The organism is Martinezella rhizogenes (genome assembly GCF_000799715.1).
GTDB classification, from domain to species: Bacteria; Pseudomonadota; Alphaproteobacteria; order Rhizobiales; family Rhizobiaceae; genus Rhizobium; species Rhizobium rhizogenes_C.
This window is the reverse complement of sequence record NZ_JUHG01000015.1, coordinates 239,828-256,525: the sequence shown is the minus strand read 5'-3', so window position 1 is coordinate 256,525 and position 16,698 is coordinate 239,828. Positions and strand designations below refer to the sequence as shown.

Sequence of the window (16,698 nt, the reverse complement as noted above, 5' to 3'; positions counted from 1 at the left end):
ACATGCGGGGAGAAGATGCGGGCAGGCGGATGACGGGTGGTCCGTATCGTGAATGAGACACCAAGAGAATGACCCTGACACCGGATACCAGAAAACGCCTGATAACCGCTGCGCTCGTTGCGCCGGCGAGCGCCTGGCTGTTCGTGTTCCTGGTGCTGCCGTTCATCGCCATCGTCGTCTTTGCCTTTGGCGAGCGGGCGCCGGAGGGCGGCTATCAGGCGGCATTCACTTTCGCGCAGTTCGCCAATCTTGGTTCGCGCGCGGCAGCCTTCAAAAATACGCTCGTTCTGGCACCGATCGGCGCATTTGCGTGTCTGCTGGTCGCCTATCCCGTCGCCTATTATCTCGCAGTTAAGGCAAGTCCGAAACACCGATTGCTGCTCGTTTCCCTCGTCGTCGTGCCTTTCTGGACCAGCCTGCTCGTGCGCACCTACGCCTGGATGTATATTCTCGGGGCACGAGGCATTCCGCATCTGCTGGAATTCGTCGGGATCGAGAACGTTCGGCTGCTCAATACGCCGGGCGCCGTGTTGCTCGGCATCGTCTATGGCTACCTGCCGCTGATGATCATGCCGATCTACGTCAGTCTCGAGAAGCTAGACCGCAGGCTTTTAGAGGCCTCCGCCGATCTCGGCGCAAAACCGCTCTCGACCTTCTTCGGCATTACGCTACCGCTGTCGCTGCCGGGCGTCATGACCGGCGTTGCACTCGTCACCATCCTGCTGCTCGGTGAATACCTGATCCCCCAGCTGCTTGGTGGCGGCAAGGTCTTCTTCATCGGCAACGCGCTGGTCGATCTCTTCCTGCAATCGCGCAACTGGCCGTTCGGCTCAGCGATTGCCGTAACCCTCGTTGTCGTCGTTGTTATCGTGCTTCTCGTCGCCATGCGCATTGCCTGGCGTGTCGCGGGCACACGTCAGGTGGATCTCGTCTGATGCGCGGGCTTGTTACTGCAGTCTATCTGTTTCTCTACACGCCAATCGCACTGGTCGTGCTTTTCTCCTTCAACGCGGGCCGGAATGCCTCCGACTTCACCGGCTTCTCGACGCAATGGTATGGAAAGGCGCTCTCGAACACCTTCCTCATGGAAGCCCTGCAGAACAGCCTGATTATCGCCTTCATCAGCGCGAGCCTTGCCGCGCTTTTCGGCACGATGGCTGCGATCGGTATGGAACGACTGGGTGCTAAGACGCGGGCCGTGTTCGACGGATTGTTCGCAGCCGCGATTGTTGTTCCCGGCGTCGTTATCGGGATTGCGACGCTGGTGGCGCTCGTCGAGGTTTTCGGCGTCCTCAACCCGCTATTGGCGGCCGTCTGGCCCGGCGTGCAACCACCGAAGCTTTCCCTGGGCTACGGTTCGATCATCGCGGCACACGGGCTTTTCACCATGGCGCTGGTGACGATGATCGTGAAGGCGCGCATTGCCAGTCTCGGGCGCGATATCGTCGAGGCATCGAGCGATCTCTATGCCACACCGTTCACGACCTTCCGCCAGATTGTGCTGCCGCAGATCCTGCCGTCGATCCTGGCCAGCTTCCTGCTTGCCTTCACCTTCTCCTTCGATGATTTCATCATAGCCTTCTTCGTCGCGGGGTCGAACACGACGCTGCCGATCTATGTCTTCGCTTCGATCCGCCGCGGCGTGACGCCTGAAATCAATGCGATCGCCACGATGGTGCTCGTTGCATCGATAGGCTTGATCCTCATCGCGCGATTCCTGATGCGCGAAAAGACAACAACAAACTGAACGGGAAACGCCATGATCCTCAAGAAGCGGGTTGCAATCGTCACGGGAGCAGGCTCCGGCATCGGACAGGCCGGAGCGCTGATCATGGCGAAAGAAGGCGCTCATGTCGTCGTCGCGGATATCGGTTTCGTTAATGCCAGCGAGACCGTTAGCCTGATTCATGCCGCGGGCGGCAGCGCGGAACGCCTGGTTCTCGACGTAACCGATGACAATGCCTTGGAGGCAGGGATTGCGGCTGTCGCGGACCGTCATGGACGGATCGACATTCTCCACAATCATGCCGGTGCACAGGTTGCGGGCGACCTGGAGCAGGTATCGATCGAGGGCTTCGATAAGTCATGGAGCCTCAATGTGCGGGCGCATTTCATGGCTTCGCGGTTCGTCATGCCAATCATGAAGAAAGCGGGCAAGGGCGTGATCCTCAACACATCGTCTTCATCGGGTGTTCTCTACGATCGCGAAATGATCGCCTATACGACGACCAAGCACGCGGTGATCGCCATGACGCGGCAGATGGCGGGTGACTATGCCAAGTTCGGCGTTCGCGTCAATGCGCTTTGCCCGGGTTGGGTGGACACGCCGTTCAACGAACCCTTCATTGCGCAGATGGGCGGACGGAGCGCTATCGAATCGTACGTGGCTGAGAAGGTGCCGCTTGGGCGCTGGGCAAATGTCTCGGAAATCGCCGAACCGATCCTCTTCCTGGTATCCGATCGCTCTTCCTATATGACCGGCCAGATCCTCGTGGTCGACGGCGGCGAGACCATCGTCTGAGGCCGTTCTGTGGCTGGGCAGGGATTGCAGCTGTGTCGATCTAAGAATTATCCACTACCAAGGCTCGGGTCGCTCAGCCATCAACCAAGTGACTTTACTCTCAAAAAAGAACTCGTTGAGAAATAGCCGATAAAGCATTGGTGGTTTTGCGAACGGCAGGTATCACCTCGGTAGCCAGAAGCTCTATCGCATTGGCGACTTTTGCAAAGGGCAAGCCGCCTATATCGATCTGTGCCATAAAACGATCGTGGCGGAACATCTCGTATTCATAGAGAATCTTATCAATGATCTCCTGCGGACTACCGACGAAGAGGGCACCTTTGGGACTGGCAAGGCGCTCGTAGTCCGCGCGCGAGACTTTCCACCCGTTGTCGCCGTTTGGCAGATTATGACCGATATAGCTTGCGTAATGGGGATAGAATTCATCGCGTGCACGCTGGCTGTTTTTCTGGATATGCCGACTTTGATCCCAGCCGGATCATGACCGGCATCGCGGAAGCTGCGGCGGTAAAGATCGATGAATGGACGAAAGCGCGCCGGCTCGCCTCCGATATTGGCAAGATTGAGCGGCACGCCTGCCTTGCCCGCACGCACGGCGCTCTCAGGCGTCCCGCCGGCGCCGACCCAGATCGGAGGACGGTCGACATAGGGGCGTGGAGCGATCTCGGCCTTGTCGAGTGCGGGGCGAAACCGCCCGCGCCACGTCACCTCGTCGCTGGCAGCGATCTTCAGCAGTAGCGCAAGCTTCTCGTCGTAGAGCGCGTCGTAATCGCCGAGATCGTAGCCAAACAGCGGAAAGGACTCGATGAATGCGCCACGTCCGACAGTGAGCTCGCCGCGGCCAGCGGACAGCAGGTCGATCGTTGCCAATTCTTCGAAAATGCGGACCGGATCGGAGGACGATAAAATGGTAACGGCCGTGGTGATGCGAATACTCTTGGTCACCGCAGCAATCGCGCCCATGACGGCGACGGGCACCGAGATCGTGTAGTCGAGGCGATGGTGCTCGCCGATGCCGAATACACTCAACCCTGCCTGATCCGCTAGTTTTGCCGCCTCGATGATCTCCGATAGGCGCTGGCTGGATGCCGCAGGACCTCGGGTTCCGAGCGGAAGATCACCGAATGTGTAAAGACCAATCTCCACGACCGTCGTTTCTTTTCTACTTTGCCATGGCTGAGGCCAGGAACGTGGCGGCTCGCGCCGCGCCGTCAGCGGAAATTGTGTGGCCAAGTCCTGGTATGATCATGGTTTCGACCTTGACGCCCAGTGACTGCAGCAGAGCGGAGGCCTTGGTTGTCTCCGCTACCGGGATCACCGGGTCGGCGCTGCCGTGTACGAGCAGAACCGGCGTCGAGACGGCGGCCTGAAGCGGCAGCGGCGAGGCAAGACGGCCGGAGAAGCCGACGACCGCACCGACCGGCCAACGTCCCGAGGCAATCGCGTCGAGCGCCATGATCGTGCCTTGCGAAAACCCGACAAATGCGACGTGATCGAGCCGACCGGAAAAGCCGTTCTCTTCGACGATCGCCGTGATCGTCGCATCGAAAGCGGCGCGGGCCTCCTTGATGCGCGTGCTACGATTATCTTCGGTGACGCCGGCAACGCTGAACCACTGGTACCCTGATCCGAAGCTCGAGCGGCTGGGTGCGTTCGGCGACACGAAGATGGCGCCTGGCAGGCTGTCCTTCCAGGTGTTGGCAAGTGGCACAAGATCACTGCCGCTGGAACCAACGCCATGAAGCGTGATAGAAAGCATATTGGCTGCGAGCGTAGACATCGGCATTTCCTCTATAAGATTGCAAAGGGTAGCTGCGGGCCGACGGGAACGATGCCGGTCGGATTGAGCGCCTTGATGGAATAGTAGCCGCGTTTGATGTGATCGATGTTCACCGTTTCGCGGATGCCGGGTACGGATAGAATCCGGCCGAGATAGCGGCTGAGGCCGGCATAGTCGGCAAGCCTGCGCAAATTGCATTTGAACAGGCCGTGATAGGCGGCGTCGAAACGTATGAGGGTGACGAACAGGCGCACATCGGCTTCGGTCAGCCTCTCACCAAACAGGAACGGTCCCCGGTCATCCAGACGGGTCTCCAGTTCGTCAAGCATGGCGAAGACTTCGGCAAAGGCTTCCTCATAGGCAATTTGCGTCGTCGCAAAACCGGTCCGGTAGACGCCATTGTTGAGCCTTGGATAAATTCGTTCGTTCAATGCGTCGATCTCGACGCGCAGGTCTTCCGGATAAAGGTCGACAGTGTCATCGGCGAGCGGCCCGAAGCCCGAGTTGAGCATCCGCAGAATTTCCGCGGACTCGTTGTTGACGATCGTGCCGCGTTCCTTGTCCCAAAGGACGGGCACGGTCGCGCGGCCGGTGTAATGCCGGTCGGCGCTTGTATAAATCTCGTGGAGGTAGGTGGCACTATTCAGTAAGTCGCGCTCTGCGCCCGGATAGTCGCCGAACCGCCAACCCTGTTCGGAAAGTGCGGGTTCGACCACGGAGACGGAGATCGCCTCGCCGAGTTTCTTCAACGCGCGGCCGATCAGGGTTCGCGATGCCCAGGGACAAATCAAGGCAACATAGAGATGATAGCGTCCGGCTTCCGCCTTGAAGCCGCCTTCGCCGGTTGGCCCGGCACTCCCGTCAGGGGTAATCCAGTTACGGAAGCCCGAAATCTGTCGAACGAAGCCGCCCTTGGCATCGGTCGCCTGTACCGGATGCCAGTCGGCCGTCCATTTTCCGTCTACAAGCATGGCTGAACTCCTAAATGGTCTCTACGGTCGGCGTGACGATGGTGATCTCTGTGCCCCAGGGGTCGCGCAGGACGAGCCCCTGCGGCGTGCGAGTGGATGGTGTTTTCCGCGCGTCCGACCGATCGCTGATTGATGCTGCGAAATCGGGACCTGCAAGGATTTCGATATCGGCAAGGCCGGTACTGGGGTAGTTGCGTACGACTGCGCCGCGGCTGTTCCAGACGTTGGTTGCCAGATGGTGATGGTATCCGCCAGCTCCGTAAAACGTCCCGCCGGGATAGCGCGATGTGATGGCGAACCCAAGTATCTCGCTATAGAAGGCCTCGGCATTGGGGATCGCCCCCACCTGCAAATGCACATGTCCGACCTTTGAGCCCTCAGGAAAGCCTGTCCAGCGGCCGTTGCCGGCTGCAGCGAGCACGCTGTCAATATCGAGCTGGTCGCTTGGCATATGGACCAGTCCGTCTTTCCACTGCCAAGAAAGCAGTGGCCGATCGGCATAGATCTCCACGCCGTTTCCCTCCGGATCGGAAAGATAGAGCGCTTCGCTGACACTGTGGTCGGACGCGCCGACGACTGGCGGGCGCGTCTCTATGGCATGTTTCATCCAGCGGCCGAGATCAGCGCGGGTGGGCAGCAGAAAGGCCGTGTGAAACAGTCCGGCCTCACGCGGCGAACGCCGCCGCGCCGAAGAATCGCGGCGAAGCTCGAGAAGCGTGTTGCCTTCGACACCAAGCTCGACCGTCGATGCATCACCACGCAGCAGGTGAAGGCCAACTGCCTGTTGGTAAAAGCTGCTCACCCGATCGAGGTCCTGCACGGTGAGACTGACTTTTCCGATGCCGACCGTAGGGTTCTTGATCGTGCTCATCGCGGTTCTCCGATGTTTGGTCTGTGGCTGCGCGTTACTTGCGGTTGGGAGTAGGGCGGAGCGCCAGTGCGCCGTCACCGCTCAATGCCAGAACGATCAGGGCGACAATCCAGAAGCCCGGGAATTCCCAGCCGCCGTTCGGATTGGTGAAGAAGAAGCCGGCAGCAAGGTGAACGCTGGAGATCGCGCCGAGCAGGATGGGGATGACGGCGATAGCTGCAAGACGCGGCCAGATGCCCAGGATGAGCGCGACTGCGCCAGCCAGTTCCCATACGATGGTGACATAGGCGAGCCAACCCGGGAGGCCGAGGGAGGCGAAGAATCCGGCGGTACCGGCAGGGGTGAAGACGAAGATCTTCAAGCCGGCATGAGCAAGGAAGAGCAGTCCAAGTGCCAGTCGCAGAATGAGGACAGCATAAGGGGCGGTGCGGTTATCGATCATGATGGTGTCTCGTCTGTTAGGGGTGAATTCCTGCCTAAGGATATGCCCCATTTCCAGATCGATGATTATCCAGCGTGCGAGAGAGTATTTGCTTCCAAAATGGAAGCAATCACGGCCAGTTTTTGTCCCAGACCGGTTGTCCGCGAAAGGCGTTTGCCAGGAAATCGACGAGAACCCGCACTTTCAAGGCCAGATGCCGGCCGGGCGGATAGACAGCATAAAGGCCTCGGGGTTCGTCTTCGAAATCGCTGAGCACTGGCTTGACCGCCCCCGCCCGCAGTCTTGCGCCGGCCACGAAGCTTGGAGCACGAGCGATGCCGAGCCCGGCTTCGGCGGCCGCAACGCAAGCCTCGGCGTTGGAGAACTGGATACGGCCATGGACGTCAGCCAGAATGGGCTGCGGATCGGCGTGGTGCTTGAACCGCCAGGTGAGTGGATCGCGAAAATTTGTGTCTATGATGCAGTCGTGGTGCGCAAGATGCGCCGGCTCGACCGGCATTCCGCGCCCATCCAGATAGGAGGGGGCTGCAATGAGCACAATTCTTATGGCGCATAATTTGCGTGCTATAAGACTGCTGTCTTCCGGACGGCCAATGCGGATCGCTGCATCAAACCCTTCGTCCACGAGATTGACGATCCGGTCGGAGAAGCTGACATCGAGCTGGATGTCCGGATAGGCTGTCGCGAACTGGATCAGCACCGAAGCCAGCTGTGTAGTGCCAAATGTGAGCGGTGCGGTGATCCGCAGCCTGCCCGACGGCACTCCTGAGGCGTTACGCACCGACGCATCAAGATCATCAAACTCCTCAAGCAATGTCTTTATCCGCTCGTAGTATGCCCGCCCGGCTTCCGACAACGATAAAGCCCGCGTCGTGCGCATGATCAACTGCACGCCCAGGTTTGTTTCAAGCCTAGATACGAGTTTTGAAGCCTGCCCCGCGCTTGTCCCGAGGCGCGTGGCGGCCGCCGCAAAGCTGCCGGTGTCTATGACTGCGATGAACATGCGGTCGCATTCGAGGCGATCCAAATGTAGATCCTTTTGTCTAAAACTTGCTCTTGTGCGAACCGGTAATGGCGAACGTCCTCGCAGACGATAACTCCTGCCTGAAACTTCTGACGCACCAAACAATAAAAGCAACCGGAAAAGGCATGCTCATGCCTCTTCCAGCCTTGCCACAAAATGTCGAGATCGTCGTCAGAGTCCCCTCTTTCACCTCGCGCTCGTGGCGCAACGGTCAGTTGTCAAGAGGCGGCTATAGGTTTTGCAAAGCCTGCCAGGGGGGACATGTAGTGGGCACCGAAGACATCGAGCTTGCTTTTCACGTCTGCAGGAGCGTCGCCGTAGACATACAGGCGTTCAATCCTCGCCATCTTGAGGAAACGTTCTGCAAATGGCGCAAACGTGTTCTCGACATGGCTCAGCACCGAATCTGCGCGATAACGTTCGACGATATGAACCTCGCGCTCGTCCTCGCTGGCAGAGTATTCATAGATGAACGTGCCGGGTTCGTTGCTGCTCGCGGCAACGATTTCACCGACCAGTTCTTTGAACGCGACCAGATCATCTGGCTCGACGCTCATGTGGAAGACATTCGTAATGTAGTCCATTCGGAACAATCCTTTCGAGTGTTCTCGACCGCTGTCCGGAACCTGATCGGCTCCGGATTGCAGCTATCCGCACTATAATCCCGCCTTGTCCAGGACCGTGATTGCGTCGTCCGAGAGTGATAATTGCGCGGCTCTGGCCAGGCTCTGGGCCTGGCTGACACTCGTTGCGCTGGCGATGGGCGCCGTCACACCTCGTTTTGCCAGGAGCCAAGCAAGAGCTACTTCCGCCGCGCTTGCCTTCTCTTCCTTCGTGACCTGTTCAAGGGCAGCGAGAATGCGAGTTCCCTTGTCGTCAAAATATTTCAACAAGCCATCGCCGCGGGGACGACCTTCAACGTCCGCTTTCGAGCGGTATTTCCCAGATAGGAAGCCGGATGCCAGGCTGTAATAGGTGATGACTGCGATGTCTTCCTCGACACAAAGGTCAGACAGAGCACCTTCGAAGCCGCCGCGATCATAAAGGTTATATTCCGGCTGCAACACGTCATAGCGTTGGACACCATTTTTCGCAGCGGCGGCAAGCGCGTCAGTCAGCTGATCTACATCGAGGTTGGAGCAACCAGATGCCCGAATTTTTCCCTGTGCCTTCAGCTTCTCGTAAGCACCGAGCGTTTCCTCATATGGCGTTTCGGGGTCGTGCCAATGAGAAAGGTAGACGTCGATGTAATCCGTCTGGAGACGACGCAGGGAGGCTTCAACTGCTTCCATGATATAGGCCTCGCTCAGGCCCTTCTTGCCCTCGCCCATTTCCGATCCGACTTTGGTAATGACGACCGTCTTGTCACGGGAAGCCGTGCCTCTCTTCAACCATTTGCCGATTATGGTTTCGGATTCGCCGCCGATATTTCCCGGCACCCAGGAGGAATAGACATCGGCGGTGTCGATCGTGTTTAGCCCGGCTTCGAAACATGCGTCGAGAACGTCGAAGGACGTCTTCTCGTCAGTCGTCCATCCAAACACGTTGCCTCCGAGAATAATGGGAGAAATCGAAATTCCTGTTCGTCCCAAGCGTCGCTTGTTCATGGCAGTCTCCGAGTAATTAGGATTGGTGGTTTGCGGGTAATTGTCTGCGGCGACAGACCCTGTCTATTGGCCCGGACAGCGATCATTGAAAGTTGCCCGGGCTTAAGATGAGAGGCTCAGGATTTTTCCGGTTCCTCACCGAACAGCTTGCCGGCCCCTGCCCAATCCGACGGTGCGATGTCTTCGAACAGGACGTAGATGTATTTTGCGTCCGTACCGGTGTTCTTGACGATGCTCTCGGTGATTTCGGCGGCAACAGCCTTCTTGGCCTTTGCATCCTTACCGGCAAACCAGCTTACGCGTACGACAGGCATTTCAGTCTCCTTTAAAACCGGCAGCCATTTGCTGCCATAGCGACAGTGCCGAGCATTCGGCTCGTGGCGTGGTCCGACAACAGGGCGCGAGCTGCCGAGGTGGTAGATCATGCGAAGAGCGAAGCAGTCCGCTTTGAACCTTCTCGATCTTCACCGATGTTGCACGTCGGTCCCGAACTCATCGTTGTTGTCGCTTCGATAGTGATTATAGTATGCATGAAGTCCGATAAACGTTTCAAAAGCTACGATAAGTAGAGGAATTTTCTACAATGGCTCAACTTGACCAGCTTGGCGGCGTCATCGCCTTTGTCGAGGCGGCGACCTTGTTGAGTTTCACGGCCGCGGCCGACAAACTCGGAATAACGAAGTCTGCGGTTGGGAAGAGCGTGGCGCGGCTGGAGGAGCGATTGGGCACGAAACTTCTGCATCGCACGACACGCAAACTTGTCCTCACCCCCGATGGCGAGGCCTATTTTGCCAGTTGTCGGCACGCACTCGAGGAGATCGGCTCCGCGGAAGACGCGCTGGTCACCAGGAACCAGAAAGTGGCGGGACGGCTTCGCATCGATGCTCCGTCGGCGTGGGGACGACAATACCTGTTGCCGATCTTGACCAACATTGCAAAACAGCATCAGGGGCTGACCCTGTCATTGTCGTTGACGGATCGGATCATCGATCCGGTCGAGGAAGGGGTCGATCTTGCAATAAGGTTCGGCGAGACAAAGGACACCAATGGCCTGGTCACACGCAAGCTGGCCGAACAGAAGGCCACAATCTTTGCTTCGCCTGACTATTTGGCTGCGCGAGGCCGGCCCACGAGGATCGAAGACATTCAGCATCACGATTGCGTTGTCGGTTTCAGAAGGGACATCCCGAATACCTGGCGGGTTCGATCGGCCGACGGCTCGGTCACACGCATCACCCCGCCGCCGACCCATGAAATCGGGGACGGCGCTGCGATCATTGACGCTGCGGTTGCGGGTCTGGGTCTGGCTCAGATGCCTAGTTCGCTTGTTTCTGATCACATCGACGCTGGCAGGCTGGTGGCGGTGATCGAAGAGTTCACTGATGTTGCCGTCACAATCTCCGCAGTGTGGCCTGCGAACAAGCATCTGCTTCCGCGCGTGAGGCACGTCGTTCAGGTGCTGGTGGAAGAAGGACGACGCGGGACCCTCGGAATCTAATAGCGCAAGGATGGGTATCCCATCCAAATACTCAATTCGGTGCGTTACTCTTCCAGGTAAGCGCAGCTCGCGAGGTTGCTCACCATCGGGCCTAGAGATAGGCCGTCGTATGGCTCGACACCATCATCTTCAAGCTATGAGTTCAAAGCCGGCGCACAGGAATCGCCAACATACAAATCTGTTTTGATGACGTCCCATTCAACCTCTCCGTCGGGATTCTCCAGCCTTGCCAGAAGCCTTTGAGCCGCTCTGCGACCGACGACGTCAGAATAGGTCGACACCGATGTCAGACGTGGTCGCATAGCCTCGCCATTCCTGACATGATCAAAACCGATGATGGAATGGTCATGGCCGACCCGGATATTATGGTCATACAGTCCGCTGGAAAGACCCATTGCGACGATGTCGTTGAAGCAGATGGTTGCAGTCGGCAAGGTCATCCCGGCAAAGAGAAGGGGCACCGCGGTCTGCGCTATCTCCGCCAAGGTTTCCGGAACACGGACAACAGGCCCCGCATTCAAATTGTGTCGCGACATTGCGCGATCGAAGGCAAGCGAACGCTCTTCAAATGCCGAGTGGAGCCCGCCCTGGATGGCGAATGCAATGCGTTCATGTCCCAGCGAGACGAGGTAGTCCACGGCACTGTTCATGCCACCGGCGTAGTCGACGCCTACATAGTCGACTGATCGCGTGATATGACGCAAAACTTGAACGACGGAGAGTTGCCACTCCCGCTGGTCATCAAGAAAATCGCCCGCGGTATCCGAGGCGGGGCATAGGATGATACCATCTACGCCGTGCTCGCGCATTCTGCGCATCAGCGCACTTTGCCGACAAGCGCTGTCATGGCTGTTGGCAAGGATAACGATCAACCCGGCGTCGTCGATGATCTCTTCCACTCCCGACAGCAACTCTGCGAAGAATGGATTGGTCAGGTTTGGAACGATAAGCCCGACCATTCTTGTTTGGCTGGCCCTGAGGCGAGCCGCGGTGAGATTCCTGACGTAACCCAATCGCGCTATCGCCGCTTCCACACGCTCGCGCGTTTTGACCGCGGCGAGTGGGCTATTGCGGATGACAAGCGATGCTGTCGCTCGCGATACACCTGCTTCGCGCGCCACGTCGATCAGTGTCACCCGCTGTTTTCTTTTGTCATCCGAGGCCAAATGGGCTCCTCAACGGTAGGTTAATAGACCTGACATTGATCCACGTAATTTCAAGGTCCTGAAACACGGCGCTTAGCGCATCGCGACGTTGATAGCAAAATTCCACGCAAAATGAACTTGACTTAGATCGATCTAAATATCAAAACGAAAATGCTGATATTGACCCCGTCCGCTTCAACCTGCGGCGGGAGTGGAGATAATTCGTGCCTTTAGGGACGACCGCTCGTCTTGGAGCCCGGCCGATCCGTTCTCACAGGAAACGACCATGACCATGACGTCTCAGGATGGCCCGCTTTTGGCAGGGCGAGGCAATTCCATCAAAACTTCCACCGTGCCGTCGATCACTCGCCGCGCACTTCTTGCGGGAGCCGCCTTCTCTTTTGCCGGGTTTGCATGGCAACCGGCGAGCGCCCGGTCGGCGGCGCCGATCAGTGGGCTCTCCGGCTTCCTCAACGTTTCCCGCGCGATCACCGGGAAGTCTGATCTCTCGCCAATGACGGCGGATCGGATTTATGCAGCGCTGCAAGCCGATGATGCGGGCTTTGAAGGCCGCCTGGCTCAGATTGTACCGCTCGTTGGGCAAACGGGCTCGCCGGACGCCCTGAAGGCCGCGGCATCTGCCATTGGGCTTGGCGACACTCTGACCGCTATCATTACCGCATGGTACACCGGCACCGTCGAAACAGGCAAAGGGCCCGTCGTCGTCTCCTACGCCGACGCGCTGATGTACCGGCCCGTTGCTGATGGTCTGACCGTGCCCACCTACTGCAACAAGGGGCCCTTGTGGTGGACCGGTCTGCCACCTGAAATCACCACCATGCCCAACAACTATCCGAAAGTGCTTTGACGATGAAATCTCCCGTTTTCACAAATGGCGATGCCAAGGCTGACGTGGCGATTGTCGGCTCCGGCGTGGTTGGCGCCCTGATTGCAGAGCAGCTTGCCGGGGAAGGTTACGCGGTACTGCTACTGGACGCTGGGCTGCGCATAGAGCGTGGTCAGGCCGTGGAGAACTGGCGCAACATGCCGTTCAAGAACCGCGCAGGGTCTGACTTTCAAGGGCTCTATCCGCAATCGAAAATGGCGCCCGCGCCGCTTTATTGGCCGGAAAACAACTATGTCGAACTGTCCGGTCCGGACGGCAAGGGTTTCAAACAGGGCTATCTCAAAACCGTTGGCGGCACGACCTGGCATTGGGCCGCATCCAGTTGGCGGCATCTTCCGGTCGACCTGAAAATGCGCACCGCCTATGGTGTCGGACGGGACTGGCCGATCTCCTACGATGAGCTCGAGCCCTATTACTGTCGGGCGGAGGAAGCGATGGGGGTCGCCGGCCCCAACGATCCTATGCTGCAATCGCCGTCCGAGCGCAGCAAACCCTACCCGATGGACATGGTGCCCTGGAGCTATGGGGACAAGCGTTTTGCCGAAATCGTCAATGCGCATGGCTATCGTTCGGTACCGATCCCGCAGGCCCGCAGTACACGGCCCTGGAATGGTCGTCCGACCTGTTGCGGCAACAATAATTGCCAGCCGATCTGTCCGATTGGGGCGATGTACAATGCCATCCATTCCGTGCAGGCGGCGGAAGCCAAGGGCGCCTCTGTGCTCGCCGAAGCGGTTGTCTACAAGATCGATACGGACGAAAACAACCGCGTGACGGCGATGCACTGGTACGACAGCCAGCATCAATCGCACAAGGTCACCGCCGATACGTTCGTAATAGCCTGCAACGCGCTCGAATCGCCGCGCCTGCTCCTGGCCGCGGCTAACGATCGCAATCCTGCCGGCATCGCAAACAGCTCCGACCAGGTCGGCCGCAACATGATGGATCACTCCGGCTTTCATTGCTTCTTTCAAGCGCCGGAGCCTTTATGGATTGGGCGTGGACCAGCGCAAAGCAGTTGTATCGTTGGACCCCGCGACGGGGCGTTTCGTTCGGAATATTCGGCAAACAAGATGATCCTGAACAATATCACCCAGGTCACAACCGCAACGTCGGTAGCCCTGAAAAAGGGCCTTGTCGGTCCGGCGCTCGACGCCGAAATTCGCCGCCTTACGACGCATGGGGTCGATCTGTCGATCAGCCTTGAACCTCTTCCCGATCCGAAGAACCGGGTGACGCTCAGCAAGTCACGGCTCGATCCGCATGGCATACCCTGTCCGGATGTCTACTACGATGTCGGAGACTATGTTCACAAAGGTTATGATGCGGCCGTCAAGCAGTTGGAGAATATCGGCAGGCTTTTCAACGCCACCGATTTTCATGTCACCACGGCACTCAACGCCAACAACCATATCATGGGTGGCTGCATCATGGGCAGCGACCCTAAGGATTCGGTCGTCGACGGCAATTGCCGTACCCATGACCACTCCAATCTCTGGATCCCAGGCGGCGGAGCAATCCCGTCTGCAAGCGTGGTCAACAGCACCCTCACCATGGCGGCGCTCGGCATCAAGGCTGCCGACGACATCTCCAAATCGCTGAGGGCTTGAGCATGCGAAAGATCTTCAGGCAAAAAAGCCTTGCAAAACAAGGCGCAGTTATCTTCCTCGCCCTTTCTGCTGTTTTTCTGGGGATTGGAAAGGCCGGGGCCCAGACCAGCGATCCACAAGCACTTGTCGAAAAGGGCAGGGGGATCGCGACTGCCGCCGATTGCATGGCCTGCCACACCGTGCCCCACAGCAATAGACCGTTCGCCGGCGGATATCCGATCGTCTCACCGCTCGGCACCATCTACTCCACCAACATCACGCCCTCAAAGACGGCAGGCATAGGCAACTACACCGAAGACGACTTCGATCTTGCGGTGCGCAAGGGAATCCGCAAAGACGGCGGTCATCTCTATCCGGCCATGCCGTATACCGCTTATGCCGAGATCACCGACGCCGACATGCATGCGCTCTATGCGTATTTCATGAACGGCGTCGAGCCCGTCGATGACAAGGCATCAAACCAGACGAACTTGCCATTTCCGTTCAATATCCGGTTCTCGATGGCGTTCTGGAACCTGCTCTATTCCACCAAAGCGCCATTTCAACCGGACCCAGGCAAAACCGAGGAGATCAACCGCGGCGCCTATCTGGCCGGCGCGCTTGGTCACTGCAGCTCCTGTCATTCGCCGCGCGGCTTGCTGATGGGGGAAAGTGCCGGCAGCTATCTTGCCGGAGGCGCCGTCGGCCCATGGTATGCACCCAATATCACGTCTGATCCGGTGAGCGGCGTCGGCGGTTGGAGCACCGATGAACTTGTCCAGTATTTCCGCACGGGTCATGCGGACGGCAAGAACCAGGCAGCGGGCGGAATGGCGGAGGCCGTTCAGAACAGCCTGCAATATCTGCCAGATGCCGACCTGCATGCCCTGGCGTCATATCTCAAGAGCGTTCCAGCCATTCGCGACCCTGGCGACACACGTGCCGCCTATGAGTACGGCGCAGCGGTCAGTTCAGAGAGCAGCCTTCGCGGCGTCTATTCGCAAACGGAGCACAACAGCCTTCGCGACGGGGCGCAGCTCTACAGCGGCTATTGCGCAAGCTGTCATCAGATCGATGGTGCTGGTAGCGAAAACCAGGCCTATCCGTCGCTCTTCCACAACAGCGCGACCGGTGCCAGTCAGCCCGCCAATCTCGTGGCAACCATTCTTTATGGCGTCGATCGCGAAACGGCCGGCAAGCAGGTGCTCATGCCTGGTTTCGGTGCCCAGTCCTTCGTTACGCCTCTGACCGACCAGCAGATCGTCGATGTCTCCAACTATGTGCTCATGAATTTCGGCAATCCGGCGACCAAGGTTACGCTCGCGGATGTCGCCACCGCTCGTGCCGGTGGGCCGGTGCCGTTTCTTGCTCGCGTTCAGCCCTACATATTAAGTGTGATCCTCTCCGTCGTGGTAATCGTTCTGTTGGTTGCCGCATTGTGGGCTTTAAGGAAGAGGCGTGCAGTATCGGCGGCAGCGTAGCCGCCATTTTGCCGCTCAGGACAAAGGCGCCCCTCACCGCAGCGGTGTGGTCGGCGGTAGTCGGGTGATTCAGGCCGGAATCAAAACTCAGCGAAAAATCCTTGGATACTGTAACGGGCCTGTGCTTGGACAAGAACCATCGCTACCGGGACGCTGACCTGCTGATCAAGCACCCGACGGCGTTCGATCATTTCAGGGGTTGAACTGCATTCATTTCGAGCTGATTCCTGGGACCCGTGCATAAGACGCATGGGTGGAATGAGGGATTGGCACTGTTCTAAATCGATTGAAACGCCTATATCTCAATCATCGAAACGACGCCCGAGCCAAAGAAGGTTGCTGACGTCATCAAGCCCTCAGGAAAGGGGATTATCATGAACGTAGCACGCTCTTTCAACAACTGGCGCAAGTTCCGTCAGACCGTTACCGAACTTGGCCGCATGTCCAGCCGTGAACTGCAGGACCTCGGCATCGACCGCGCCGACATCCGCAGCGTTGCCCGCGCATCGGTCGCGCGCTAACCGCACGGACTTATAGCCTCCAAGACTGCTCGACGCCCGCCGATGACGCGGGCGTTTTTGCGTCGGGATCCCCGGTCTGCGGGTCAGTTCGATCCTGCTTCATCCCGCGCTTTTCCGATCTGTATTTCTTGCATAGCTGCAGTGCAGCATAAGCTATATGAAATCTCGATGTCTGGGGTATGGTTAGCTCCATCGAAGTGATGCACCTCCTCCCGCAGAGCTTCGAGTTTCAGACGGCCCGCTCCTCCTCCCAGGGACGTCTGTAGGAACGGCGGCACTCCTCCTCCCAGTCGCTGTTCGGTTCTTTTCGAAAAGCCTGCCGCACCTCCTCCCGCGGCAGG

Annotated in this window: 19 protein-coding genes; 8 read left to right on the top strand and 11 right to left on the bottom strand. The window is 58.3% G+C overall.

Translation table 11 applies throughout. From position 1 onward, the window contains the following. The first annotated feature begins 68 nt into the window (after nucleotides 1–68). The 3 genes from EX00_RS21305 to EX00_RS21295 are packed head-to-tail and all read left to right on the top strand — an operon-like array spanning nucleotide 69 to nucleotide 2,521. Nucleotides 69–935 carry an ABC transporter permease gene (locus EX00_RS21305; RefSeq protein WP_047462386.1) on the top strand — a complete coding sequence of 289 codons (867 nt, stop codon included), beginning with the start codon at nucleotides 69–71 and terminating at the stop codon, nucleotides 933–935. Further along, nucleotides 935–1,747, top strand: a complete 813-nt coding sequence (locus tag EX00_RS21300) for an ABC transporter permease (RefSeq protein WP_047462382.1) — start codon at nucleotides 935–937, stop codon at nucleotides 1,745–1,747. The genes EX00_RS21305 and EX00_RS21300 overlap by 1 nt, the downstream gene beginning before the upstream one ends. Nucleotides 1,748–1,759: 12 nt before the next feature. Next, nucleotides 1,760–2,521: an SDR family NAD(P)-dependent oxidoreductase gene (locus tag EX00_RS21295; RefSeq protein WP_047462379.1), complete on the top strand. Its 762-nt coding sequence runs from the start codon at nucleotides 1,760–1,762 to the stop codon at nucleotides 2,519–2,521. A gap of 100 nt (nucleotides 2,522–2,621) precedes the next feature. On the opposite strand, the gene EX00_RS32230 is transcribed toward EX00_RS21295, so the two are convergent. The 10 genes from EX00_RS32230 to EX00_RS21250 all read right to left on the bottom strand — a co-directional run bounded on the left by EX00_RS32230 (nucleotide 2,622) and on the right by EX00_RS21250 (nucleotide 9,530). Continuing rightward, a complete protein-coding gene (locus EX00_RS32230; RefSeq protein ID WP_309546371.1) occupies nucleotides 2,622–2,759 on the bottom strand; it encodes a hypothetical protein in 138 nt (45 codons plus the stop codon). Continuing rightward, nucleotides 2,741–3,667, bottom strand: coding sequence for an LLM class flavin-dependent oxidoreductase (locus tag EX00_RS21290; protein WP_309546370.1), 927 nt, complete (start codon nucleotides 3,665–3,667; stop codon nucleotides 2,741–2,743). The genes EX00_RS32230 and EX00_RS21290 overlap by 19 nt, the downstream gene beginning before the upstream one ends. Nucleotides 3,668–3,683: 16 nt before the next feature. Then, nucleotides 3,684–4,301, bottom strand: coding sequence for an alpha/beta hydrolase (locus EX00_RS21285; protein ID WP_080761292.1), 618 nt, complete (start codon nucleotides 4,299–4,301; stop codon nucleotides 3,684–3,686). Nucleotides 4,302–4,312: 11 nt separating this feature from the next. Beyond that, entirely contained in the window at nucleotides 4,313–5,272 is a 960-nt protein-coding gene (locus EX00_RS21280; RefSeq protein WP_037198815.1) for a glutathione S-transferase family protein, read from the bottom strand. A 10-nt stretch (nucleotides 5,273–5,282) separates the two neighbouring features. Next, nucleotides 5,283–6,143 (bottom strand): VOC family protein, encoded by an 861-nt coding sequence (locus tag EX00_RS21275; protein ID WP_047462376.1) that lies wholly within the window; start codon nucleotides 6,141–6,143, stop codon nucleotides 5,283–5,285. A 34-nt stretch (nucleotides 6,144–6,177) separates the two neighbouring features. Beyond that, complete coding sequence (locus EX00_RS21270) at nucleotides 6,178–6,585, bottom strand: DoxX family protein (RefSeq protein WP_034482443.1); 408 nt, start codon at nucleotides 6,583–6,585, stop codon at nucleotides 6,178–6,180. 109 nt (nucleotides 6,586–6,694) lie between these two features. Continuing rightward, nucleotides 6,695–7,612, bottom strand: a complete 918-nt coding sequence (locus EX00_RS21265; RefSeq protein WP_037198823.1) for a LysR family transcriptional regulator — start codon at nucleotides 7,610–7,612, stop codon at nucleotides 6,695–6,697. A gap of 215 nt (nucleotides 7,613–7,827) precedes the next feature. Then, a complete protein-coding gene (locus tag EX00_RS21260) occupies nucleotides 7,828–8,193 on the bottom strand; it encodes a putative quinol monooxygenase (RefSeq protein WP_034482446.1) in 366 nt (121 codons plus the stop codon). Between the two features lie 72 nt (nucleotides 8,194–8,265). After that, entirely contained in the window at nucleotides 8,266–9,216 is a 951-nt protein-coding gene (locus EX00_RS21255; RefSeq protein ID WP_047462371.1) for an aldo/keto reductase, read from the bottom strand. A 116-nt stretch (nucleotides 9,217–9,332) separates the two neighbouring features. Next, the gene (locus EX00_RS21250) at nucleotides 9,333–9,530 is read right to left on the bottom strand and encodes a tautomerase family protein (RefSeq protein ID WP_034482449.1); all 198 of its coding nucleotides are present in this window, start codon (nucleotides 9,528–9,530) and stop codon (nucleotides 9,333–9,335) included. 269 nt (nucleotides 9,531–9,799) lie between these two features. Here EX00_RS21250 and EX00_RS21245 point away from each other — a divergent pair, with 269 nt between their 5' ends. Continuing rightward, on the top strand, nucleotides 9,800–10,714 hold the full coding sequence (locus EX00_RS21245; protein WP_047462368.1) for a LysR family transcriptional regulator: 915 nt from the start codon (nucleotides 9,800–9,802) through the stop codon (nucleotides 10,712–10,714). Nucleotides 10,715–10,848: 134 nt separating this feature from the next. On the opposite strand, the gene EX00_RS21240 is transcribed toward EX00_RS21245, so the two are convergent. Continuing rightward, nucleotides 10,849–11,880: a LacI family DNA-binding transcriptional regulator gene (locus EX00_RS21240; protein ID WP_047462364.1), complete on the bottom strand. Its 1,032-nt coding sequence runs from the start codon at nucleotides 11,878–11,880 to the stop codon at nucleotides 10,849–10,851. A 265-nt stretch (nucleotides 11,881–12,145) separates the two neighbouring features. On the opposite strand from EX00_RS21240, the gene EX00_RS21235 reads away from it, so the two are divergent. The 4 genes from EX00_RS21235 to EX00_RS31180 all read left to right on the top strand — a co-directional run bounded on the left by EX00_RS21235 (nucleotide 12,146) and on the right by EX00_RS31180 (nucleotide 16,357). Further along, on the top strand, nucleotides 12,146–12,727 hold the full coding sequence (locus EX00_RS21235; protein WP_052210846.1) for a sorbitol dehydrogenase family protein: 582 nt from the start codon (nucleotides 12,146–12,148) through the stop codon (nucleotides 12,725–12,727). A gap of 2 nt (nucleotides 12,728–12,729) precedes the next feature. After that, entirely contained in the window at nucleotides 12,730–14,376 is a 1,647-nt protein-coding gene (locus EX00_RS21230; RefSeq protein ID WP_047462361.1) for a GMC family oxidoreductase, read from the top strand. Nucleotides 14,377–14,378: 2 nt separating this feature from the next. Beyond that, nucleotides 14,379–15,836, top strand: coding sequence for a c-type cytochrome (locus EX00_RS21225; protein WP_052210844.1), 1,458 nt, complete (start codon nucleotides 14,379–14,381; stop codon nucleotides 15,834–15,836). Nucleotides 15,837–16,210: 374 nt separating this feature from the next. Continuing rightward, a complete protein-coding gene (locus EX00_RS31180; RefSeq protein ID WP_080753481.1) occupies nucleotides 16,211–16,357 on the top strand; it encodes a DUF1127 domain-containing protein in 147 nt (48 codons plus the stop codon). Nucleotides 16,358–16,698 lie beyond the last annotated feature (341 nt).

Excerpts from the sequence above, each read along its gene's own strand:
- EX00_RS21305 (WP_047462386.1), top strand. The coding sequence starts at position 69 with ATGACCCTGACACCGGATACCAGAAAACGCCTGATAACCGCTGCGCTC.
- EX00_RS21300 (WP_047462382.1), top strand. The coding sequence starts at position 935 with ATGCGCGGGCTTGTTACTGCAGTCTATCTGTTTCTCTACACGCCAATC.
- EX00_RS21295 (WP_047462379.1), top strand. The coding sequence starts at position 1,760 with ATGATCCTCAAGAAGCGGGTTGCAATCGTCACGGGAGCAGGCTCCGGC.
- EX00_RS32230 (WP_309546371.1), bottom strand. The coding sequence starts at position 2,759 with ATGGCACAGATCGATATAGGCGGCTTGCCCTTTGCAAAAGTCGCCAAT.
- EX00_RS21285 (WP_080761292.1), bottom strand. The coding sequence starts at position 4,301 with ATGTCTACGCTCGCAGCCAATATGCTTTCTATCACGCTTCATGGCGTT.
- EX00_RS21280 (WP_037198815.1), bottom strand. The coding sequence starts at position 5,272 with ATGCTTGTAGACGGAAAATGGACGGCCGACTGGCATCCGGTACAGGCG.
- EX00_RS21275 (WP_047462376.1), bottom strand. The coding sequence starts at position 6,143 with ATGAGCACGATCAAGAACCCTACGGTCGGCATCGGAAAAGTCAGTCTC.
- EX00_RS21270 (WP_034482443.1), bottom strand. The coding sequence starts at position 6,585 with ATGATCGATAACCGCACCGCCCCTTATGCTGTCCTCATTCTGCGACTG.
- EX00_RS21260 (WP_034482446.1), bottom strand. The coding sequence starts at position 8,193 with ATGGACTACATTACGAATGTCTTCCACATGAGCGTCGAGCCAGATGAT.
- EX00_RS21255 (WP_047462371.1), bottom strand. The coding sequence starts at position 9,216 with ATGAACAAGCGACGCTTGGGACGAACAGGAATTTCGATTTCTCCCATT.
- EX00_RS21250 (WP_034482449.1), bottom strand. The coding sequence starts at position 9,530 with ATGCCTGTCGTACGCGTAAGCTGGTTTGCCGGTAAGGATGCAAAGGCC.
- EX00_RS21245 (WP_047462368.1), top strand. The coding sequence starts at position 9,800 with ATGGCTCAACTTGACCAGCTTGGCGGCGTCATCGCCTTTGTCGAGGCG.
- EX00_RS21235 (WP_052210846.1), top strand. The coding sequence starts at position 12,146 with ATGACCATGACGTCTCAGGATGGCCCGCTTTTGGCAGGGCGAGGCAAT.
- EX00_RS21230 (WP_047462361.1), top strand. The coding sequence starts at position 12,730 with ATGAAATCTCCCGTTTTCACAAATGGCGATGCCAAGGCTGACGTGGCG.
- EX00_RS21225 (WP_052210844.1), top strand. The coding sequence starts at position 14,379 with ATGCGAAAGATCTTCAGGCAAAAAAGCCTTGCAAAACAAGGCGCAGTT.
- EX00_RS31180 (WP_080753481.1), top strand. The coding sequence starts at position 16,211 with ATGAACGTAGCACGCTCTTTCAACAACTGGCGCAAGTTCCGTCAGACC.